The 17,956-nt window shown below is 67.8% G+C and carries 17 protein-coding genes and 1 tRNA gene; 14 read left to right on the top strand and 4 right to left on the bottom strand.

What is annotated here, in order from left to right; translation table 11 throughout:
* Positions 1-39: 39 nt before the first annotated feature.
* From ispH to radA, 6 genes are all read left to right on the top strand, one after another.
* A complete protein-coding gene (ispH, locus tag BLT45_RS11695; RefSeq protein ID WP_093299964.1) occupies positions 40-990 on the top strand; it encodes a 4-hydroxy-3-methylbut-2-enyl diphosphate reductase in 951 nt (316 codons plus the stop codon).
* Positions 991-1,047: 57 nt separating this feature from the next.
* Positions 1,048-1,692 carry a cation efflux transmembrane domain-containing protein gene (locus tag BLT45_RS11690; protein ID WP_093299961.1) on the top strand — a complete coding sequence of 215 codons (645 nt, stop codon included), beginning with the start codon at positions 1,048-1,050 and terminating at the stop codon, positions 1,690-1,692.
* Between the two features lie 180 nt (positions 1,693-1,872).
* Entirely contained in the window at positions 1,873-2,451 is a 579-nt protein-coding gene (locus BLT45_RS11685) for a hypothetical protein (RefSeq protein WP_093299958.1), read from the top strand.
* A 46-nt stretch (positions 2,452-2,497) separates the two neighbouring features.
* On the top strand, positions 2,498-2,851 hold the full coding sequence (locus BLT45_RS11680) for a hypothetical protein (RefSeq protein ID WP_093299955.1): 354 nt from the start codon (positions 2,498-2,500) through the stop codon (positions 2,849-2,851).
* A gap of 175 nt (positions 2,852-3,026) precedes the next feature.
* Positions 3,027-3,102 (top strand) — tRNA-Thr (locus tag BLT45_RS11675).
* Positions 3,103-3,206: 104 nt separating this feature from the next.
* Positions 3,207-4,595, top strand: coding sequence for a DNA repair protein RadA (radA, locus tag BLT45_RS11670; protein ID WP_093299952.1), 1,389 nt, complete (start codon positions 3,207-3,209; stop codon positions 4,593-4,595).
* Positions 4,596-4,603: 8 nt separating this feature from the next.
* On the opposite strand, the gene ccsA is transcribed toward radA, so the two are convergent.
* Entirely contained in the window at positions 4,604-5,395 is a 792-nt protein-coding gene (gene ccsA / locus BLT45_RS11665) for a cytochrome C assembly family protein (RefSeq protein ID WP_093299949.1), read from the bottom strand.
* Positions 5,396-5,522: 127 nt separating this feature from the next.
* Between ccsA and ffh the strand changes: the two genes are divergently transcribed.
* From ffh to BLT45_RS11625, 8 genes are all read left to right on the top strand, one after another.
* A complete protein-coding gene (ffh, locus tag BLT45_RS11660) occupies positions 5,523-6,893 on the top strand; it encodes a signal recognition particle protein (RefSeq protein ID WP_093299946.1) in 1,371 nt (456 codons plus the stop codon).
* Between the two features lie 100 nt (positions 6,894-6,993).
* Positions 6,994-7,794: an aminotransferase class IV family protein gene (locus BLT45_RS11655; RefSeq protein ID WP_093299943.1), complete on the top strand. Its 801-nt coding sequence runs from the start codon at positions 6,994-6,996 to the stop codon at positions 7,792-7,794.
* 105 nt (positions 7,795-7,899) lie between these two features.
* Positions 7,900-8,157 carry a 30S ribosomal protein S16 gene (gene rpsP, locus BLT45_RS11650; protein WP_056878379.1) on the top strand — a complete coding sequence of 86 codons (258 nt, stop codon included), beginning with the start codon at positions 7,900-7,902 and terminating at the stop codon, positions 8,155-8,157.
* Between the two features lie 35 nt (positions 8,158-8,192).
* Entirely contained in the window at positions 8,193-8,720 is a 528-nt protein-coding gene (gene rimM, locus BLT45_RS11645; RefSeq protein WP_093299941.1) for a ribosome maturation factor RimM, read from the top strand.
* A 63-nt stretch (positions 8,721-8,783) separates the two neighbouring features.
* Positions 8,784-9,542 carry a tRNA (guanosine(37)-N1)-methyltransferase TrmD gene (trmD, locus tag BLT45_RS11640; RefSeq protein ID WP_093299940.1) on the top strand — a complete coding sequence of 253 codons (759 nt, stop codon included), beginning with the start codon at positions 8,784-8,786 and terminating at the stop codon, positions 9,540-9,542.
* Between the two features lie 149 nt (positions 9,543-9,691).
* A complete protein-coding gene (gene rplS / locus BLT45_RS11635; protein WP_093299937.1) occupies positions 9,692-10,084 on the top strand; it encodes a 50S ribosomal protein L19 in 393 nt (130 codons plus the stop codon).
* 148 nt (positions 10,085-10,232) lie between these two features.
* Positions 10,233-11,273 (top strand): hypothetical protein, encoded by a 1,041-nt coding sequence (locus tag BLT45_RS11630; protein ID WP_139188006.1) that lies wholly within the window; start codon positions 10,233-10,235, stop codon positions 11,271-11,273.
* 122 nt (positions 11,274-11,395) lie between these two features.
* Entirely contained in the window at positions 11,396-11,782 is a 387-nt protein-coding gene (locus tag BLT45_RS11625; RefSeq protein WP_254771874.1) for an RNA-binding S4 domain-containing protein, read from the top strand.
* Positions 11,783-11,830: 48 nt separating this feature from the next.
* On the opposite strand, the gene BLT45_RS11620 is transcribed toward BLT45_RS11625, so the two are convergent.
* From BLT45_RS11620 to mutS, 3 genes are all read right to left on the bottom strand, one after another.
* On the bottom strand, positions 11,831-12,445 hold the full coding sequence (locus BLT45_RS11620; protein WP_093299928.1) for a DUF937 domain-containing protein: 615 nt from the start codon (positions 12,443-12,445) through the stop codon (positions 11,831-11,833).
* A 159-nt stretch (positions 12,446-12,604) separates the two neighbouring features.
* Positions 12,605-14,848 (bottom strand): catalase/peroxidase HPI, encoded by a 2,244-nt coding sequence (katG, locus tag BLT45_RS11615; protein ID WP_093299924.1) that lies wholly within the window; start codon positions 14,846-14,848, stop codon positions 12,605-12,607.
* A gap of 401 nt (positions 14,849-15,249) precedes the next feature.
* A complete protein-coding gene (mutS, locus tag BLT45_RS11610; RefSeq protein WP_093301974.1) occupies positions 15,250-17,805 on the bottom strand; it encodes a DNA mismatch repair protein MutS in 2,556 nt (851 codons plus the stop codon).
* Positions 17,806-17,956: the final 151 nt, after the last annotated feature.

Here is a 17,956-nt window from a genome sequence, read left to right as displayed (position 1 = left end):
CATCTCCCCCCGTTCCCGCCTTCGGTAGAATTCGGTCCTATGGACGTCCTGCTAGCCAATCCCCGTGGTTTCTGCGCCGGTGTCGACCGCGCCATCGAGATCGTCAAGCGCGCCATCGAAACACTGGGCGCGCCGATCTATGTGCGCCATGAAGTGGTGCACAACCGCTTCGTCGTCGACGACCTGAAGCAGCGCGGCGCGATCTTCGTCGAAGAACTGGACGAAGTGCCGGACGGCGCCACCGTCATCTTCAGCGCCCACGGCGTTTCGCAGGCCGTGCGCGGCGAAGCCACCCGGCGCGGTCTCAAAGTCTTCGACGCCACGTGCCCGCTGGTCACCAAGGTGCACCTGGAAGTGGCGCGCCACTGCCGCGCCGGTCGTGACGTGGTGCTGATCGGCCACGCCGGCCACCCCGAGGTGGAAGGCACGATGGGGCAGTGGAACCGCGAGGGCGGGGAAGGGCGGATCTATCTGGTGGAGGACATCGACCAGGTCGCCACGCTGGAGGTCAGCCAGCCCGAGAACCTGTTCTACACCACCCAGACCACGCTGTCGGTGGACGATACGGTCGGCATCATCCAGGCGTTGCAGGCGCGGTTCCCGGCCATCCATGGGCCGAAGAACGACGACATCTGCTACGCCACGCAGAACCGCCAGGACGCCGTGCGCGACCTGGCCAAGCAGTGCGATCTGGTGCTGGTGGTCGGTTCGCCGAACAGCTCCAACTCCAACCGCCTGCGCGAGCTGGCCGAGCGCGATGGCGTGGAGTCGTACCTGATCGACGGCGCGCACGAGATCGACCCGCGCTGGGTCGAAGGCAAGCAGCGCATCGGCGTGACCGCCGGCGCCTCCGCGCCGGACGTGCTGATCGACGGCGTCATCCAGCGCCTGCGCGACCTCGGTGCCGGTGGCGTCAGTGAACTGGACGGCGAACCGGAGAACATGGTCTTCGCGCTGCCCAAGGAACTGCGGCTGCAGCTGGTCAGCTGACACCCGGCACGGGCAGCATCCGGCAGCGACTCACGCCATCATCTGATCGGGATCGTCATGTCGGAATGCTGCGGATGCGGGAAAGTGGTCGATGTCGCCGCGCTGCAGGCGAAGCAGCGCCGTGTGCTGAGCGTCGTCCTTGCCATCAATGTCGCCACCTTCGCGATGATGGCGTTCGCGGCGTGGTACTCGCACTCGTCCTCGCTGCTGTCGGGCAGCCTCGACAACCTCGGTGACGCGCTGACGTATGCGATCAGCCTGGCGGTGGTGGGCGCGTCGATGCGGGCCAAGGCGAAAGTCGCCTTCTTCAAGGGCCTGCTGATCCTGGGCGCGGCCGTGGCGGTGGGTGCGCAGATCGCCTGGCGGCTGGCCAACCCCGCGGTGCCGATGTTCGAAGGCATGGGCATCGCCGCGGCGCTTAACCTGGCGGCCAATGCCGTGTGCCTGTGGTTGCTCACGCCACACCGCACGGGCGACGTCAACATGGCTTCGGCCTGGGAATGCTCGCGCAACGACATCTTCGAAGGCGGCGCCGTGCTGCTGGCTGCCGCGCTGGTGTGGCTGTTCGGGGCGGGCTGGCCCGATTTGCTGATCGCGGCTGCGCTGCTGGTGATGTTCCTGCGTTCCTCGTCGCGCGTGCTGCGCGCCGCTTGGCGTGAGCTGAAAGCCACGCCTTCGACCGCCTCACCCGCCGCGCGTTGAGAGTGCCAGTGACGGCATCGTGTCCGCGTCCGGCGCCGCGGTGACCTTTTCGACGGCCTCCGTCCCACCTAAGATCGACCCACATCCAGGGGAAGGCGCGTCGTGTCGGGCGCCGTGGGTGCAAGGGGACGGCGGCCTGCGGGCCGGGCGACCCAGGCCAGATGATTCCAGGGGAAATGAATGAAGCGTTCGACGATGGCGGCGGGAGCCGCGCTGCTGCTCCTGCTGTGTGGCGCCGTGGCGGCCCAGACGGCACCCGCCTCCGGGTCCGCGAAGTTGGTGACGTATCTGTTCGAGGTGTTCCGCGGGCATGAGGTGATCCTGCAGTCGATGCGCGAGCAGATGCCCACCGAGCCCGCGGAGAAGGCGATGATGGAAGGCTCGATCGCCGCGTTCGATGTCAACGCACTGGCGGCGCGCCTCGACGTGCCGTTGTCCCGCCTGCTTACGCCACAGGAAGCCGAGCACTGCGCGGCATTGATCGCGTCCGAGAGCGGGACCGACCTGGCCGACGCCGCCCGCCGGGTCGCCACGCTCGACGACCTGCTCTCGGAGCTTGAAAAGCTGCCCCCGCCGAAGAAGGACGCCATCGCCGCGATGTTCGAAGCGCCCTGCTTCAAGAAGACCATCGCCTACATCAATTCGGCCGAGGCGAACCAGGTCTCATCCGATTACGGCAAGAGCCTGGTCTGCGACTACCTGGCGAAGACGGAGCCGGAGAAGGCCGCGCTGGCGAAGCAGCATGGGTTGTGCCCGTAGTCGGGCAAAGCCGCATCTGATTTTCGATTGGTACAGGAGAAAGGGTATGGCCATCGCAAAGGTCGTTTTGATTATCGCCTTGTGGGGGGTGTCCATGTCTGCATGGGCTTCACGGCCCATCACCGAAAACGACGGCATGCTGTGCCTGTCCGGACAGGGCTTGCCTGCGGAGGCAAGGGAGGGCGACATCACCTTGCAAGTCAACGATAAGGAAGTATTGCCGCTCGATGCCGCTTCGCACCTTGCGGTTTTCATTGACATCAAGGCTCGCCATCAAGCCACGCTGCGTAGCAAGGGGCAGCAGGCGCAGACGTTGGATATCGACTTCACGCAGACGTCGAACGGCAGTGTCTGCCTTCGCTACGATCCCGGCAGTCGCAGATGGGCTCACCGCGGCTGACAAGCGCAATGTGTGCCTGGACTGCGCCCCGGATTGGGTCGAGCAGGCGCCCGCCTACGTCTCGCCTCCGGTGGACGGGGAGTAAGGGCCGCCATGCCATCCTCCTGTGCCAACTGCATGCCTTCGAAAACCCACATTGACCCGCCCCCGCCCAACCCCTAAAATTCGCGGCTCCGCCGGAATAGCTCAGTTGGTAGAGCGGCGCATTCGTAATGCGTAGGTCGTAGGTTCGATTCCTATTTCCGGCACCAGGTGTGACAAAGCCCCGCTTCGGCGGGGCTTTGTTTTTTCCGGGTCTCGCCCCCGGAGACGGCCGCCCGATACAGTAGCCGCTCGCCGTCCCGACAGGTTCCCCGTGGCCAAGACCTCCGCCAAGTCCCGTACCGCCTACGTCTGCACCGAATGCGGGGCCGAGCACAGCAAGTGGCAGGGCCAGTGCGCCGACTGCGGGGCGTGGAACTCCCTCAGCGAGATCGTGCTGGAGACCGCCGCCGGCGCTCCCGCCGCCGCCCGCCGCTCGGGCTGGGCCGGCAAGGCCGAGACCCCCAAGATCACCGCCCTGAAGGACGTGCGCCACAGCGAAGAGGCGCGCGTGACTACCGGCATCGGCGAATTCGACCGCGTGCTGGGCGGCGGCCTGGTGGAGGGGGCCGTGGTGCTGGTGGGCGGCGACCCGGGCATCGGCAAGTCGACGCTGCTGCTGCAGGCCCTCGCCCGGATGTCGGCCAGCCTGCCGGCCCTGTACGTGACCGGCGAGGAATCACTGGCCCAGGTCGCCGGCCGTGCCGTGCGCCTGGATCTGCCGCTGGACAACCTGCAGGCCCTGGCCGAGACCGGTATCGAGGCCATCCTGCAGCACGCCTCGGTGGCGCGGCCGAAACTGATCGTCGCCGACTCCGTGCAGACCCTGTGGACCGAATCCCTGACCGCCGCGCCGGGTTCGGTCAGCCAGGTACGCGAGAGCGCCGCGCGCCTGGTGCGCTACGCCAAGGAAACCGGCACGGCCGTGTTCCTGGTGGGCCACGTGACCAAGGAGGGCGGCATCGCCGGCCCGCGCGTGCTCGAGCACATGGTCGACGCGGTGCTGTATTTCGAAGGCGAGAGCGGCAGCCGGTTCCGCGTGCTGCGTGCCTTCAAGAACCGCTTTGGCGCGGTGAACGAATTGGGCGTATTCGCGATGGGCGAGAAGGGCCTGAAGGAAGTGCCCAACCCGTCGGCGATCTTCCTGTCCGGCAGCGTCCAGCAGCCCGGCAGCTGCGTGATGGTCACCCGCGAGGGCACGCGCCCGCTGCTGGTAGAAGTGCAGGCACTGGTGGACAGCTCACCGCTGTCCAACCCGCGCCGCGTGGCGGTGGGCCTGGAGCAAAACCGCCTGGCCATGCTGCTGGCCGTGCTGCACCGGCACGGCGGCGTGGTGGTGGGCGACCAGGACGTGTTCGTGAATGTCGTCGGCGGCATCCGCGTGCAGGAAACCGCGGCCGACCTGCCGGTGCTGCTGGCCGTGCTGTCCTCGCTGCGCGACCGCCCGCTGGCCGAGAAGACCATCGCCTTCGGCGAAGTAGGCTTGTCCGGCGAGATCCGCCCCGTGCCCAACGGCGAGGAGCGCCTGCGCGAAGCGGCCACGCACGGCTTCAAGCGCGCCATCGTGCCCAAGGGCAACGCGCCGAAGTCGGGCACGTTCAAGGGCCTGGAAGTCGTGTCGGTGGAGCGGCTGTCGCAGGCGCTGGAGGCGGCAGCGGAGTAGGGCGGCGCTTAGGAGCGCCTCAACACCATTTCATAGACGAACTTGCTGCCGAAGAACGCCAGCAGCAACAGCGCCATCGCGGTGAGGGTCCAGTGCACGGCCTTGGCGCCGCGCCAGCCGTAGCGCCAGCGGCCTACCAGCAGGCCACCGAAGACCAGCCACGACAGTACGCTGAGCACGGTCTTGTGGGTGAGCTTCTGGATCAAGAAGTTCTCGACGAACAGCACCCCGGTCAGCAGCGTGGCGGTCAGCAGGATGAAGCCGACCGTAATCGTGCGGAACAGCAGGTCTTCCAGTTCCGTCAGCGGGGGCAGGGCGCGCAGCCAGAAGTGGAATTCGCGCCGGCGCAGGGCGCGTTCCTGCGCCCACAGCATCACCGCCAGCAGCGCGGCGATCGCCAACGCGGCATAGGCCAGCAGGGCGAGCCAGGCGTGCAGCTGCAGACGCCAGTCCAGGCCGCTGGAGGCCTGGTGGCCATAGACGTGGTAGGCCGCCAGCAGTGCGGCCGCCAGCGGAAACGCCACCACGCCCAGTGCCGCCATCCGGCCCTGGATCGCGACCAGCAGTGTCATCGCCGCCATGCCCAGTGCCACCAGCGAGAGCGCGGCGAAGAAATGCATGTCCGGGCCGCCCGGCGTGCGCCAGGCCACCAGCAGGTGGTAGGCCCCGTGCAGCACCACCGCGCCCAGTGCCGGCCACAGCCAGGGGCGCGAGGTTTCGCCCGTATCGCGGGCCACGGACCGGACCAGCAGGCCGGCGGCCAGCAGATAGAGCGCAATGGCGATGAGAATGACTGTCATCCGGTGAGTGTCGCACAGCGGGCAGGGCCGGCGCAGGGGCGTGGGCGGCCCGAGCGTGCACGGAACGGAGGCGGAAGACCGGGGCCGCTATAATCGCCCTCCGTTTTCCCCTGGCGTGCCTGCTTCCATGTTCGAATCCCTGACCCAGCGACTCTCCGGCACCATCGAACGCCTGCGCGGCCGTGGCCGCCTGAGCGAGGAGAACATCCGCGAGGCCACCCGCGAGGTCCGCATCGCCCTGCTGGAGGCCGACGTCGCCCTGCCGGTGGTGCAGGCGCTGATCGAGCGCATCAAGGTGCGCGCCGTGGGCCAGGAAGTGCTGAAGTCGCTGACGCCGGGCCAGGCGCTGATCAAGGTGGTCCGCGACGAGCTGACGGCGGTGATGGGCTCGCAGGCCAGCGACCTGAACCTCAACGTGCCCGCGCCCGCCGTCATCCTGATGGCCGGCCTACAGGGTGCCGGCAAGACCACCACCGTCGGCAAGCTGGCCAAACACCTGCGCGAGAAGCGCAAGAGGAAGGTCATGGTGGTCAGCGCGGACGTCTACCGCCCGGCCGCGATCGAGCAGCTGAAGACGTTGGCCCAGCAGGTGGACGTGCTGTTCTTCCCGTCCGACGCCGGCCAGAAGCCGGAAGACATCGTCCGCGCCGCCATCGACGATGCGCGCAAGTCCTTCGTCGACGTGCTGCTGGTCGATACCGCCGGCCGCCTGGCGATCGACGAGGCCATGATGGCCGAGATCAAGGCGCTGCACGCGGCGGTCAAGCCGGTGGAGACGCTGTTCGTCGTCGACGCGATGACCGGCCAGGACGCCGCCAATACCGCCAAGGCCTTCAGCGAAGCGCTGCCGCTGACCGGCGTGGTGCTGACCAAGACCGACGGCGATGCGCGCGGCGGCGCGGCGTTGTCGGTGCGCTACATCACCGGCAAGCCGATCAAGTTCATCGGCGTCGGCGAAAAGCCCGACGGTCTGGATGTGTTCCACCCCGAGCGCGTGGCCAACCGCATCCTCGACATGGGCGACGTGCTTTCTCTGGTCGAGCAGGTGGAGCAGAGCGTCGATCGCGAGAAGGCCGAGAAGCTGGCCGCGAAGGTCATCAAGGGCAAGAAGTTCGACCTCAACGACATGCGCGACCAGCTGGAGCAGATGCAGAACATGGGCGGCATCGGCGGCCTGATGGACAAGCTGCCCGGCATGGGCCAGATCCCCGAGCACGTGAAGCAGCAGGTGCAGCAGGGCAAGGAAGTGCCGCGCATGATCGCCATTATCAACTCGATGACGAAGAAGGAGCGCCGCAATCCGGCGCTGCTCAATGGTTCGCGCCGCTCCCGCATCGCCAAGGGCGCAGGCCTGACGCCGGCCGACGTCAACAAGCTGATGAAGCAGTATCAGCAGATGGAAAAAATGATGGGCAAGCTGGCCGGCGGCGGGATGAAGGGCCTGATGCGCAACATGAAGGGCATGATGGGCGGCCGCGGCGGCATGCCGTTCCGCTGATGCTTTCGCTTGTTGTGGGAGCGACGTAAGTCGCGATCTTGCCTCCGTTCATCGCGACTTACGTCGCTCCCACATTTGATTGAAGCGGAGATCCGGCGGTATGACCCTCGCTTTCCTCAACGGTGAACCCGCCCTCGCGGATGCGTTGCGCGCGCTGGCGCTGGCCAACTACGGCCACTTCACCTCGATGCAGGTGCGCGACGGCGCGGTGCAGGGCCGCGACTTGCACATCCAGCGACTCGAAGACGCCACCCAGGCGCTGTTCGGCACCGCGCTCGAGGGCGCTGCGGCCCTGCGGCAGGCGGCGCATGCGCTGGACTCGGCCGGCCTGCGTGACGCGTCCGTGCGCATCACCGTGTTTTCCATGCACTTCGACTACCGCGATCCGGCGCGCGCCGTGACGCCGGATGTCCTGGTCACGCTGTCGCCGCCCGCCGCGACGGAGAAGCCGGCGCTGCGCGTGAAGACTTACCCGTTCGTGCGCCCGCTGCCGCAGTTCAAGCACGTGGGCACGTTCCCGCTGTTCCACTACCGCCGGCAGGCGTTGGCGGACGGGTTCGACGATGCGCTGTTCGTCGATCCGGCGGGGCAGGTCGTGGAGGGCTCGATCTGGAACCTCGGCCTGTGGGATGGCGACGCCGTTACCTGGCCCGAGGGGCCGGCCCTGCGGGGCACGGCTGAACGGCTACTGCAGGGCGCCCTGACCCGGGCCGGGGTGCCGCAGCGGTCGACACCGGTCCAGCAGGATGACCTCGGGCGATTCAAGGCCGCTTTTGCCTGCAACGCCAGTGGGTTACAGCCGGTGGTGGGCGTCGACGCTGTCGCATGGGGCATTGATACTGCCCTGATGGCACGGATGGCAGGGGCGTGGGAGGCCTCGCTCTGGGAGCCGCTGGCCTGACCGGGGAGGCTGAAGACCCCGGGTGGGTTTTCCTGACCGATTCAATGGCTTAGAATAGCCGGCTTACCTCGCCATTCTGGCGACTGGGCAACACTGGAAAACACCATGGTCAAGATCCGTCTCACCCGCGGCGGCGCGAAGAAGCGTCCGTTCTACCACATCATCGTCACCGACTCGCGCAGCGCGCGCGACGGCCGCAACATCGAGCGCGTGGGTTACTACAACCCGGTCGCCGCCGGTAACGAAAAGCGTGTCGAACTCGACATCGCGCGCGTCGATCATTGGGTCGGCAACGGCGCCCAGCTGACCGAGAAGGTCCGCAACCTGTACAAGGAAGCCACCAAGTCCGCTCCGGCGGCCTGAGTGGTCCGGCCGCGCTTCGCGCGCGGCCTTTTCGCATGAGCCAAGAGCGCCCGACCGATCCGCAGAAGATGATTCTGCTGGGCAGGTTCCTGGGCGCTTTTGGTGTGCGCGGCCAGGTGAAGATCGAATCCTGGACCGAGCCGCGCGACGCCATCTTCCGCTACCAGCCGTGGACGCTGCGCGATGCGCGTGGCGCTGAGCGCGCGCTCACCGGGGTGCGCGGCAAGGCGTCCGGCAAGCACCTCGTCGCGACGCTGCCCGATGTCGAGGACCGCGAAGCGGTCGAGGCGCTGCACGGCACCGAGATCCACGTGCCGCGTTCGGCGCTGCCGCCGCCGCAACCCGGCGAGTTCTATTGGGTCGATCTGGAAGGTCTGCGCGTGATGAATAGCGACGGCACCGACTTCGGCACCGTTTCGCATCTGTTTTCCACCGGCGCAAACGACGTGCTGGTCGCACGCGGCGACCGCGAACGGCTGATTCCCTTCGTCGAACCCGATTTCGTCCGCTCGGTGGATTTCGAAGCGGGTGTGGTCACGGTGGACTGGGACCCCGAGTTCTAAGCGCCTCGCCGTCGCCTGTCGCGGCGGTTACCCTGTTTTCCCACCGAGCTGCAGCCGATCGCCATGCGCATCGACGTCATGACCCTGTTTCCCGACTTCATCGCCCAGGCCGCGGCCGTGGGCGTGGTCGGGCGTGCGCAGGAACGCGGGCTGCTCTCGCTGCATGGCTGGAATCCGCGTGACTACGCCACCGGCGGGTACCGCCGCGTGGACGACCGCCCGTTCGGCGGCGGCCCCGGCATGGTGATGCTGATCGAACCGCTGCAGGCCTGCCTGGCGGCGGTGCGCGCCGCGGATCCGGCCCCGGCGCCGGTGATCTACATGAGCCCGCAGGGCGCGCCGCTGACCCAGAAGAAGGCGCGCGAACTGGCCGCCCTCCCACGCATGATCCTGCTGTGTGGGCGCTACGAGGGCGTGGACGAGCGCTTCCTTGAGGCCGAGGTCGACGAGGAGCTGTCGATCGGCGACTACGTGCTGTCCGGCGGCGAGCTGGCGGCGGCCGTGGTCATCGACGCCGTCGGCCGCCTGCAGGAGGGCGCGCTGAACGACGCGGACTCCGCGGTCCAGGACAGTTTCGAGGGCGACGGCCTGCTGGATTGCCCGCACTACACCCAGCCGTCGAGCCATCTGCTGGGCGACGTGCCGGCCGTCCTGCGCTCCGGCGACCACGCGGCCATCGCGCGCTGGCGGCGCCAGCAGGCCCTGGGCCGGACCTGGCTGAGGCGACCGGACCTGTTGGACGAGGCCGGCCTGTCCAAGGCCGACCGGGCCCTGCTGGAGGCCTTCCGGGCCGGGCTGGCCGACCGGGACGGGGCAGGGTAGCCACCCGGGCGGGAAATCCGGTAGAATGCGCGACCCTTGGGCGGTTCTCGCCCCCGGACCCCATAACAATATCGTGCAGCGCAATTCGGCGACTGCATCAGTTTCCGCTGTCGCAAGACACGATCACGCATACAAGCATTGGTGCCAACATGAGCAAGCTCCTCCAGGAATTCGAAGCCTCCCAGATCACGCGCGAGCTGCCCGCGTTCGGCCCCGGTGACACGGTCGTCGTCAACGTGAAGGTGAAGGAAGGCAATCGCGAGCGCGTGCAGGCGTACGAAGGCGTCGTCATCGCCAAGAAGAACGCCGGCCTGAACTCCGCCTTCACCGTGCGCAAGATCTCGCACGGCTACGGCGTCGAGCGCGTGTTCCAGACCCACAGCGCCACCATCGACTCGGTCGAAGTGAAGCGCCGCGGCAAGGTCCGCGCCGGCAAGCTGTATTACCTGCGCGACCTGGAAGGCAAGGCTGCCCGCATCAAGGAAGACCTGGCCGCCAACGCCGCCGCCAAGGCCGCGCGCCTGGCTGCCGCTGCCGAGTAACATCCGGCTGAATGCGGTGCACGAACGGCCACCCTCGGGTGGCCGTTTGCGTTCCGGCGCTCCGTGCGGCTTCTTGATCGGTGCAGTGATTTCCGGTTCTCCCCGCCCTTCGAACGAGCGTCCCATGCAGCGTCGTCCCGCACTCCGGTTGTTCCGCTTCCTGACGACCGTCGTCGCCTTTGTCCTGTCGGGCGGCCTGGCCGCGGCCAATTCGCCCAGTCGCCCGTTCACCCTGGACACGCTGTCTCCGCTCGCATCGGCGTCCGAACTCACGTCGCGGCTGCTCACGCCGGTCACCCAGGACCGCATCGTCAAGTTTCGCGAGAAGGTGGATTTCAGCCTGCAGGAGCAGACGATCACGCCGGGCGAAGAACCGTTCGAGCTGTTCGTTCCCGAACCCGACGCGAACGGGAAGTACGGCCTGATGGTGTTCATCTGGCCCGCCGACGACATCCAGGTGCCGCACGATTGGTGGAAGGTGTTTCGTGACCGGCACATCATCTATGTGGCGTCGCGCCGGTCCAGCAATATCGAGAACATCTTCGATCGACGCGTGCCGCTGGCGCTGCACGGCTACGAGTACGTGCGGAGCCGGTACGCGCTGGATCCGGAACGGGTCTACATCGGCGGTTTCTCGGGAGGGTCCCGCACCGCGCAGCGTACGGTGATGGCCTACCCCGACGTGTTCCGTGGCGTGTTCCTTGCGGGCGGCAGCGATGCGCTGGGGGGCGAGAGCGGCTTCACCCTGCCGTCCGAGAGCCTGTCGCGCATGATGCAGCGGCAGACGCGCTTCGTGTTCTCGACGGGCGGCAACGATTCGCCCAATCGCTCGAAGGATGCACGCACGCGCAAGAATCTGGAGATGCTGTGCATGCAAGGCGTCCGGTTGGTGCCCCAGAACGGCGTCGAGCACTGGGTCCCGGATGGGCGTGGCTTCAGCAGGGCGATGGATGCTGTGGAAAAGCCCATCCAGGAGAATGCCGAAGCCGGTGCTTGCCTGGCCGAACTGGACAAGCGCATCGGGAAGCAGCTCGATGGGGTGGCTGCCCGGATCGCCGAAGGCAAACTGGAAGAAGCCGGGCGTCTTCTGGCATCCGTGGATGCGCAGTATGGCGGGCTCGCCGCACCCCGGAGCGTGGAATTGTCGCGCACCATCGCCGAAAGGGCGGGGCTTTACGAGCTGCCGTAGCGGCGCGGCTTTCATTGTTCGCGGCATCGCAGGGTGGCAAGATCGTGCCCTGTCCGATACCTGTCTCTTCCTTCGGCCTGCAGTCGGCCCACATTTCTCGAATGTCGGAAAAAGACGCTTCAATGGACGCCGTCAGGCTGGATATCTGGCTATGGGCGGCGCGCTTCTTCAAGACCCGCAGCGTCGCCAAGCACGCCGTCGAGACGGGCAAGGTCGACGCGGGCGGGCAGCGTGCGAAGTCCTCGCGCGCCGTGCGCGTGGGCGACATTCTGGCGATCACGCGCGGCGATGAGATCTACGAGGTCGAAGTGCGCGGGGTGAGCGACCAACGCGGCCCGGCACCTGTCGCGCAGGCGCTGTATCTCGAATCGGAGGCGTCGCGACAGAAGCGCGACGCCGCGTTGGCGTTGCGCCGAGCGGAGCGCACGGGCTACCAGGCGCCGCACTCCAAACCCGACAAGCGTGCGCGACGCCTGATCCGCGCGCTGGGCGACATCGACGCGATGTAAAGAACGAAGGGCGCCGAGGCGCCCTTCGTCATCGCGGATGTCCGAGGCTCAGCGTCCGCCGCCGAACATGCCGCTGCCGATCTTCAGGATGTCGCCCAGGCCCAGCTGGCCGTCGCCATCCTGGTCCAGCACGGCACCCAACAGACCACCGCCGAGACCGCCTTGCTGCTGCACCTGGCGCTGCTCCTGGCCCAGCACTTCGGCCAGGCCAAGCGGATTGTTCTGCGCGCTGCCCTGGGTCATGCGCTGCGCGATGAAGGCGAGCACGATCGGGGCGAGGATCTTCAGCAACTGGCCGGCGCGTTCGCCGCCCAGACCGGTCGCCTGGCCAAGGCCGAGTTCCGCGCGGTTCTGCTGGCCGCCGAAGACATGACCGAGGATGCCGGCGCCATTGGCCTGCGGTGACGCTGCGCCGCCCAGCACCGCACCCAGCACGCTGCCGATATCCAGGCCGCTGTGGTTGCGCTGCAGGGCGCCGAACAGCGCTTCCGCGCCCTGCGGCTGCGCGGTGTTGCGGCCGAGGGCACCCAGCAACAGTGGGAGCGCGGCGCCGACGGCGCTGGACGCCTGCATCTGGCCGATGCCGAGCTGCTGGGAAACCTGCTGCATCGGCGCGCCCTGCAACTGGGCGAAGAGTTCTTCTGCGAGGGAAGCGTTGCTCATCGTGCGTTCGTCCTCCTGGACGGGGGTGGGAAGCCGCGGATGATGCTAGCGCCAATCTGACCGATCGCCGACTCACAGTTAAAGCGGGCCGACCGGCGGAAACGGCGACGCCGCATGCCCGGGCGGGTCATGCGGCGTCTTGAGGTACCGCGTTGACGATCAGCGCAGGTCGAAGCGGTCCAGTTCCATCACCTTCACCCAGGCGGCGGCGAAGTCCTTCACGAACTTGTCCTTACCGTCCGCGCTGGCGTAGACCTCGGCGAGGGCGCGCAGCACCGCGTTGGAGCCGAACACCAGGTCAACCCGGCTGCCCGTCCACTTCTTCGCGCCGGTCTTGCGGTCGTGCCCGGCGTAGCTGTTGGCGCCGGTGGCCTTCCACTCCGTGCCCATGTCGAGCAGGTTGACGAAGAAGTCGTTGCTGAGCGTGCCCGGCTTGTCGGTCAGCACGCCGGCATCACCGTCCGCATTCGCGCCAAGCACGCGCAGGCCGCCGACGAGCGCGGTCATCTCCGGCGCGGTCAGCGTCAGCAACTGCGCCTTGTCGACCAGCAGATGCTCGGCCGGCACCGCGGAGCGTGCCTTCAGATAGTTGCGGAAGCCGTCGGCGAACGGCTCAAGCACCGCGAACGATTCCGCATCGGTCTGGTCCTGGCGCGCATCGGTGCGACCCGGACGGAACGGCACGGTGAGGGTGATGCCACCGGCCTTCGCTGCCTGTTCGACGCCCACGCCACCGGCGAGCACGATGAGGTCGGCCAGCGATATCTTCTTGCCGCCGCTCGCATCCAGGTTGAACTCCATCTGGATGCGCTCCAGCGCCTTCAGTACCTTGGCCAGCGAGTCCGGGCGGTTGACGGCCCAGTCCTTCTGCGGCGACAGGCGCAGGCGAGCACCGTTCGCGCCACCGCGCTTGTCGCCGCCACGGAACGTGGAGGCCGAGGCCCATGCCGTGGAAACGAGTTCGGCGACCGACAGGCCGGACGCTGCGATCTTGCTCTTGAGCGACTCGACGTCGGCCGCTTCGACGACCGCGTGGTCGGCGGTGGGCAGCGGGTCCTGCCAGATCAGTTCTTCCTTCGGCACTTCCGGACCGAGGTAGCGCACGCGCGGGCCCATGTCGCGATGGGTCAGCTTGAACCACGCGCGGGCGAACGCGTCGGCGAACGCCTGAGGATTTTCCAGGAAGCGCTTGGAGATCGGGCCGTAGATCGGATCGAAACGCAGCGACAGATCGGTGGTCAGCATCTTCACCCGCTGCTTCTTCGTCTTGTCGTGCGCGAACGGCACGTCTTCCGGCGCGTCCTTGGCGACCCACTGGTGGGCGCCGGCCGGCGACTTCTCCAGTTCCCACTCGAAGCCGAACAGGTTCTCGAAGAACTTGTTGCTCCACAGTGTAGGCGTCTGCGTCCACGTCACCTCGATGCCGGAGGTGATGGTGTCGCCACCGCGGCCGCTGCCGAACTTGTTGTGCCAACCGAAGCCCTGTTGCTCCAGGTCGCCGGCTTCGGGCTCGGCACCGACGTTGTCGGCCGGACCCGCGCCGTGCGTCTTGCCGAAGGTATGGCCACCGGCGATCAGGGCGACGGTTTCTTCATCGTCCATCGCCATGCGGCCGAAGGTGTCGCGGATATCGTGCGCCGCGAGCAACGGGTCGGGATTGCCGTCGGGGCCTTCCGGATTCACATAGATCAGGCCCATCTGCACGGCGCCGAGCGGGTTCTCCAGCCGACGCGAATGCACGTCGCCGTCGGCATCGTCGTCGGAGACGAGCACGCCTTCATCGGCCGGCTTCTCCACGCCTTCCGAGCCATGCGCGTAGCGGACGTCGCCGCCAAGCCACGTCGTCTCGCGGCCCCAGTACACATCCTGGTCGGGTTCCCACACATCCTCGCGGCCGCCGCCGAAGCCGAAGGTGCGGAAGCCCATCGTCTCCAGTGCGACATTGCCGGCCAGGATCATCAGGTCGGCCCATGAAATGGCCTGCCCGTACTTCTGCTTCACCGGCCACAGCAGGCGGCGGGCCTTGTCCAGACTGACGTTGTCCGGCCAGCTGTTGAGCGGCGCGAACCGCTGCTGACCGCGCCCGCCGCCGCCGCGGCCATCGCCGATGCGGTAGGTGCCGGCGCTGTGCCAGGCCATGCGGATGAAGAGGCCGCCGTAATGGCCGAAGTCCGCGGGCCACCACTCCTGCGAATCGGTCATCACGTCGCGCAGGTCCTTTTTCAGAGCGTGGTAGTCGAGCTTCTTGAAGGCGGCTGCGTAGTCGAAGCTTTCATCCAGCGGATTGGAACGTGCGGAATGCTGATTGAGCAGGTCCAGCCGCAACTGGTTGGGCCACCAGTCGCGATTCCCGGTACCGCCGCCGGCGGACGCGTGGAACGGGCATTTGGATTCGGTCGTCATGGGTTTCCTTCCTGTGGCGGTGGGTGGGTCGTCGGTTGGAATGGGGAGCACACGATGGCGTCGCGCGCGAGGGCTCGGCGAAGTCCTCGTGCGGCGTGTTCTAGGGAGGCGGGGGAGGACGGTCCGCAGGCGCGGCGTCGGGGCGGACCTGAGTGGGAAGCATGGGCTCACGTCCTCGAGGGCGTTGGCGGATGACGACCAGACTAGGTACTGCGGACGATCAATGAAAATCGTTTGTGGCGAAGGATCCGATAGCGCCATTCAATGGTGCGCTGCGCCATCGAAGCCCCGCTGGGGGAGCGTCACGATACTCCGCGCGCGTTACGCAGGTGTTGTAGGGACGTGCGCGCATCACCTGCCGCAGTGAAGCCGGCAGGGTGTCGTTGCGGAGGGTGCCCGGCCTAGAGCAGGGCCTTGAGCCGGTACAGCGCTTCTAGGGCCTGCTTCGGCGTCAGATCGTCGGGGTCGAGGGCGGCGAGCGCCTCCTGCGCGGCCGATGGGGCAGCGGCGAAGAGCCCGAACTGCTGCGGAGCATCGAGCGCCTGCGGCGCCATGTCCGACGCGTGCGTCTCGCGGCCGCGCTGTTCCAGTTCCGCCAGGCGCCGGCGCGCCTGTTGCAGCGTGGTCCTGGGCAGGCCGGCCAGTGCGGCCACCTGCAGGCCGAAGCTCCGGTCCGCCGCGCCTTCCTTCACCGCATGCATGAAGACCAGGGCATCGCCATGTTCGACCGCATCGAGATGGACGTTGGCGATACCGCTGCCGCGTTCGCCGGCCAGTGCGGTCAGCTCGAAATAATGCGTGGCGAACAGCGTGTAGCAGCGGTTCGCCGTGGCCAGGTGGCGCGCCACCGCATCGGCGAGCGCCAGGCCGTCGTACGTGGAGGTACCGCGGCCGATCTCGTCCATCAGCACCAGCGACTGCGCGGTGGCGTGGTGGAGGATGTAACTGGTTTCCGCCATCTCCACCATGAAGGTCGACTGGCCGCGCGCGAGGTCGTCGCCGGCGCCGATGCGGGTCAGGATGCGGTCGATCGGGCCCAGCACCGCGCGCGATGCCGGCACGAAGCTGCCGATGTGGGCCAGCAGCACGATCAGCGCGTTCTGTCGCATGTAGGTGCTCTTGCCGCCCATGTTCGGGCCGGTGATCACCAGCATGCGACGTCCGTCGTCGCCGTCATCGCCTTCCAGCAACAGGTCGTTGGGCTCGAAGGGCTCCTTGCGCACGGCTTCCACCACCGGGTGGCGGCCACGCTCGATGCGCAGGCCGGGCGCCTCGCTCAATTCGGGCTGCGCCCAGTCCAGCGCCTGCGCGCGTTCGGCGAAGCCGGCCAGCACGTCGAGCTCGCTCAACGCGGCGGCGCAGCGCTTGAGCGGTTCCAGGCGCGCATTGAGGGCGTCCAGCAGGGCGTCGTACAGCAGTTTCTCGCGCGACAGCGAGCGCTCGCGCGCGGAGAGGACCTTGTCCTCGAACTGCTTCAGCTCTTCGGTGATGTAGCGCTCGGCACCGGTCAGGGTCTGGCGGCGCGTGTAATGCACCGGCGCGCGTTCGGCCTGGCCCTTGCTGATCTCGATGTAATAGCCGTGCACGCGGTTGTAGCCGACCTTGAGCGTGGCGATGCCGCTGCTTTCGCGCTCACGCGCTTCCAGGTCGATCAGGAACTGGTCCGCGTTCGTGCTCAGCTGGCGCAGTTCGTCCAGTTCGGCGTCGTATCCGTTGGCCAGCACGCCGCCGTCGCTGAGCTTCAGCGGCGGCTGCGGCGCCACGGCGGCGAGCAGCAGGGCCGCGGTGTCGGCGTGTTCGCCGAGTTCCGCGGCCAGCGCGCCGAGGCGCGGCGAATCCAGCGGTGCGAGGTTCGCCCGCACGTCGGGCAGCAGCGCCAGGCCATCGCGCAGGGTGGACAGGTCGCGGGGGCGCGCGGAGCGCAACGCGACGCGGGTGAGGATGCGTTCGAGATCGCCGAGCGCGCGGAAGCCGATCCGCAGGTCCCGTTCCGCGCCGCCCATCAGCGTGGCCACGGCGTGGTGGCGTTCGCCGAGCACGCGGCGGTCGCGCAAGGGACGGTGCAGCCAGCGCCGCAGCAGGCGGCCGCCCATCGGGGTCACGGTGGTGTCCAGCACGCCGAGCAGGGTGTGCCGGGTATCGCCATCGACGCGGGTATCGAGCTCCAGGTGCCGGCGGGTGGCCGCGTTCATCGCGATGGCATCGCCTGCCGATTCCACCGCGATCGCGGTGAGGTGGGGCAGCCGCTGCTTCTGGGTTTCTTCCACATACCCCAGCAACGCGGCGGCGGCGGCGGTCGCCAACGCCTTGTCCTCGATGCCGAAGCCGGTCAGGTCGTGCAGGCCGAAGAACTGCAGCAGCTGCCGGCGGCCGCTGTCCGGATCGAACAGCCAGGGCGCGCGCCGGCGCGTGCCCGTGCGCTGCTGCAGGAACGCGGGCCAGCCTTCTTCGTCCGGCAACAGCAGTTCGGCCGGCTCCAGGCGCGCGAGTTCGGCCTCCAGCGCGTCGTCGCTGTCGACTTCATTGACCAGGAAACGGCCACCGGCCAGGTCGGCCCACGCCAGGCCGTAGCCGGAACGACCACGGGCCACCGCCATCAGCAGCGTGTCGCGGCGCTCGTTGAGCAGCGCTTCGTCGGTCACCGTGCCGGGGGTGACGATGCGGACGACCTTGCGCTCCACCAGGCCCTTGGCCAGTGCGGGATCGCCGATCTGCTCGCAGATCGCCACCGATTCGCCCAGCGCCACCAGCCGGGCGAGGTAGCCCTCGTAAGCGTGAACCGGCACGCCGGCCATCGGGATCGGCGCGCCACCCGAGCTGCCGCGCTGGGTCAATGTGATGTCGAGCAGCCGGGCGGCCTTGCGCGCGTCGTCATAGAACAATTCGTAGAAGTCGCCCATCCGGAAGAACAGCAGCAGATCCGGGTACTCCGCCTTGGCGGCGAAGAACTGCTTCATCAGGGGCGTGTGTTCCGACTTGTCTTTGCTCACGAGGCCAGCGGGAAGGGGAGGCAAAAAGGACGCTGATTGTAGCCGCAGGCCACGCCGGCACCGCTCGTCTCGGCAGCCCTCGGGAAGGCATTGCGGCACCCTGTCCACGGCGACGGCA

Source organism: Pseudoxanthomonas sp. CF385, from assembly GCF_900104255.1.
Taxonomy (GTDB): Bacteria; Pseudomonadota; Gammaproteobacteria; order Xanthomonadales; family Xanthomonadaceae; genus Pseudoxanthomonas_A.
The sequence above is the reverse complement of the archived record's forward strand: the minus strand, read 5'-3'. Positions and strand labels throughout refer to the sequence as shown.

Excerpts from the sequence above, each read along its gene's own strand:
- rplS (WP_093299937.1), top strand. The coding sequence starts at position 9,692 with ATGAGCAAGCTCCTCCAGGAATTCGAAGCCTCCCAGATCACGCGCGAG.
- BLT45_RS11655 (WP_093299943.1), top strand. The coding sequence starts at position 6,994 with ATGACCCTCGCTTTCCTCAACGGTGAACCCGCCCTCGCGGATGCGTTG.
- ccsA (WP_093299949.1), bottom strand. The coding sequence starts at position 5,395 with ATGACAGTCATTCTCATCGCCATTGCGCTCTATCTGCTGGCCGCCGGC.
- BLT45_RS11625 (WP_254771874.1), top strand. The coding sequence starts at position 11,396 with ATGGACGCCGTCAGGCTGGATATCTGGCTATGGGCGGCGCGCTTCTTC.
- trmD (WP_093299940.1), top strand. The coding sequence starts at position 8,784 with ATGCGCATCGACGTCATGACCCTGTTTCCCGACTTCATCGCCCAGGCC.
- katG (WP_093299924.1), bottom strand. The coding sequence starts at position 14,848 with ATGACGACCGAATCCAAATGCCCGTTCCACGCGTCCGCCGGCGGCGGT.
- BLT45_RS11680 (WP_093299955.1), top strand. The coding sequence starts at position 2,498 with ATGGCCATCGCAAAGGTCGTTTTGATTATCGCCTTGTGGGGGGTGTCC.
- rpsP (WP_056878379.1), top strand. The coding sequence starts at position 7,900 with ATGGTCAAGATCCGTCTCACCCGCGGCGGCGCGAAGAAGCGTCCGTTC.
- rimM (WP_093299941.1), top strand. The coding sequence starts at position 8,193 with ATGAGCCAAGAGCGCCCGACCGATCCGCAGAAGATGATTCTGCTGGGC.
- BLT45_RS11690 (WP_093299961.1), top strand. The coding sequence starts at position 1,048 with ATGTCGGAATGCTGCGGATGCGGGAAAGTGGTCGATGTCGCCGCGCTG.
- ffh (WP_093299946.1), top strand. The coding sequence starts at position 5,523 with ATGTTCGAATCCCTGACCCAGCGACTCTCCGGCACCATCGAACGCCTG.
- mutS (WP_093301974.1), bottom strand. The coding sequence starts at position 17,805 with ATGAAGCAGTTCTTCGCCGCCAAGGCGGAGTACCCGGATCTGCTGCTG.
- BLT45_RS11685 (WP_093299958.1), top strand. The coding sequence starts at position 1,873 with ATGAAGCGTTCGACGATGGCGGCGGGAGCCGCGCTGCTGCTCCTGCTG.
- BLT45_RS11620 (WP_093299928.1), bottom strand. The coding sequence starts at position 12,445 with ATGAGCAACGCTTCCCTCGCAGAAGAACTCTTCGCCCAGTTGCAGGGC.
- ispH (WP_093299964.1), top strand. The coding sequence starts at position 40 with ATGGACGTCCTGCTAGCCAATCCCCGTGGTTTCTGCGCCGGTGTCGAC.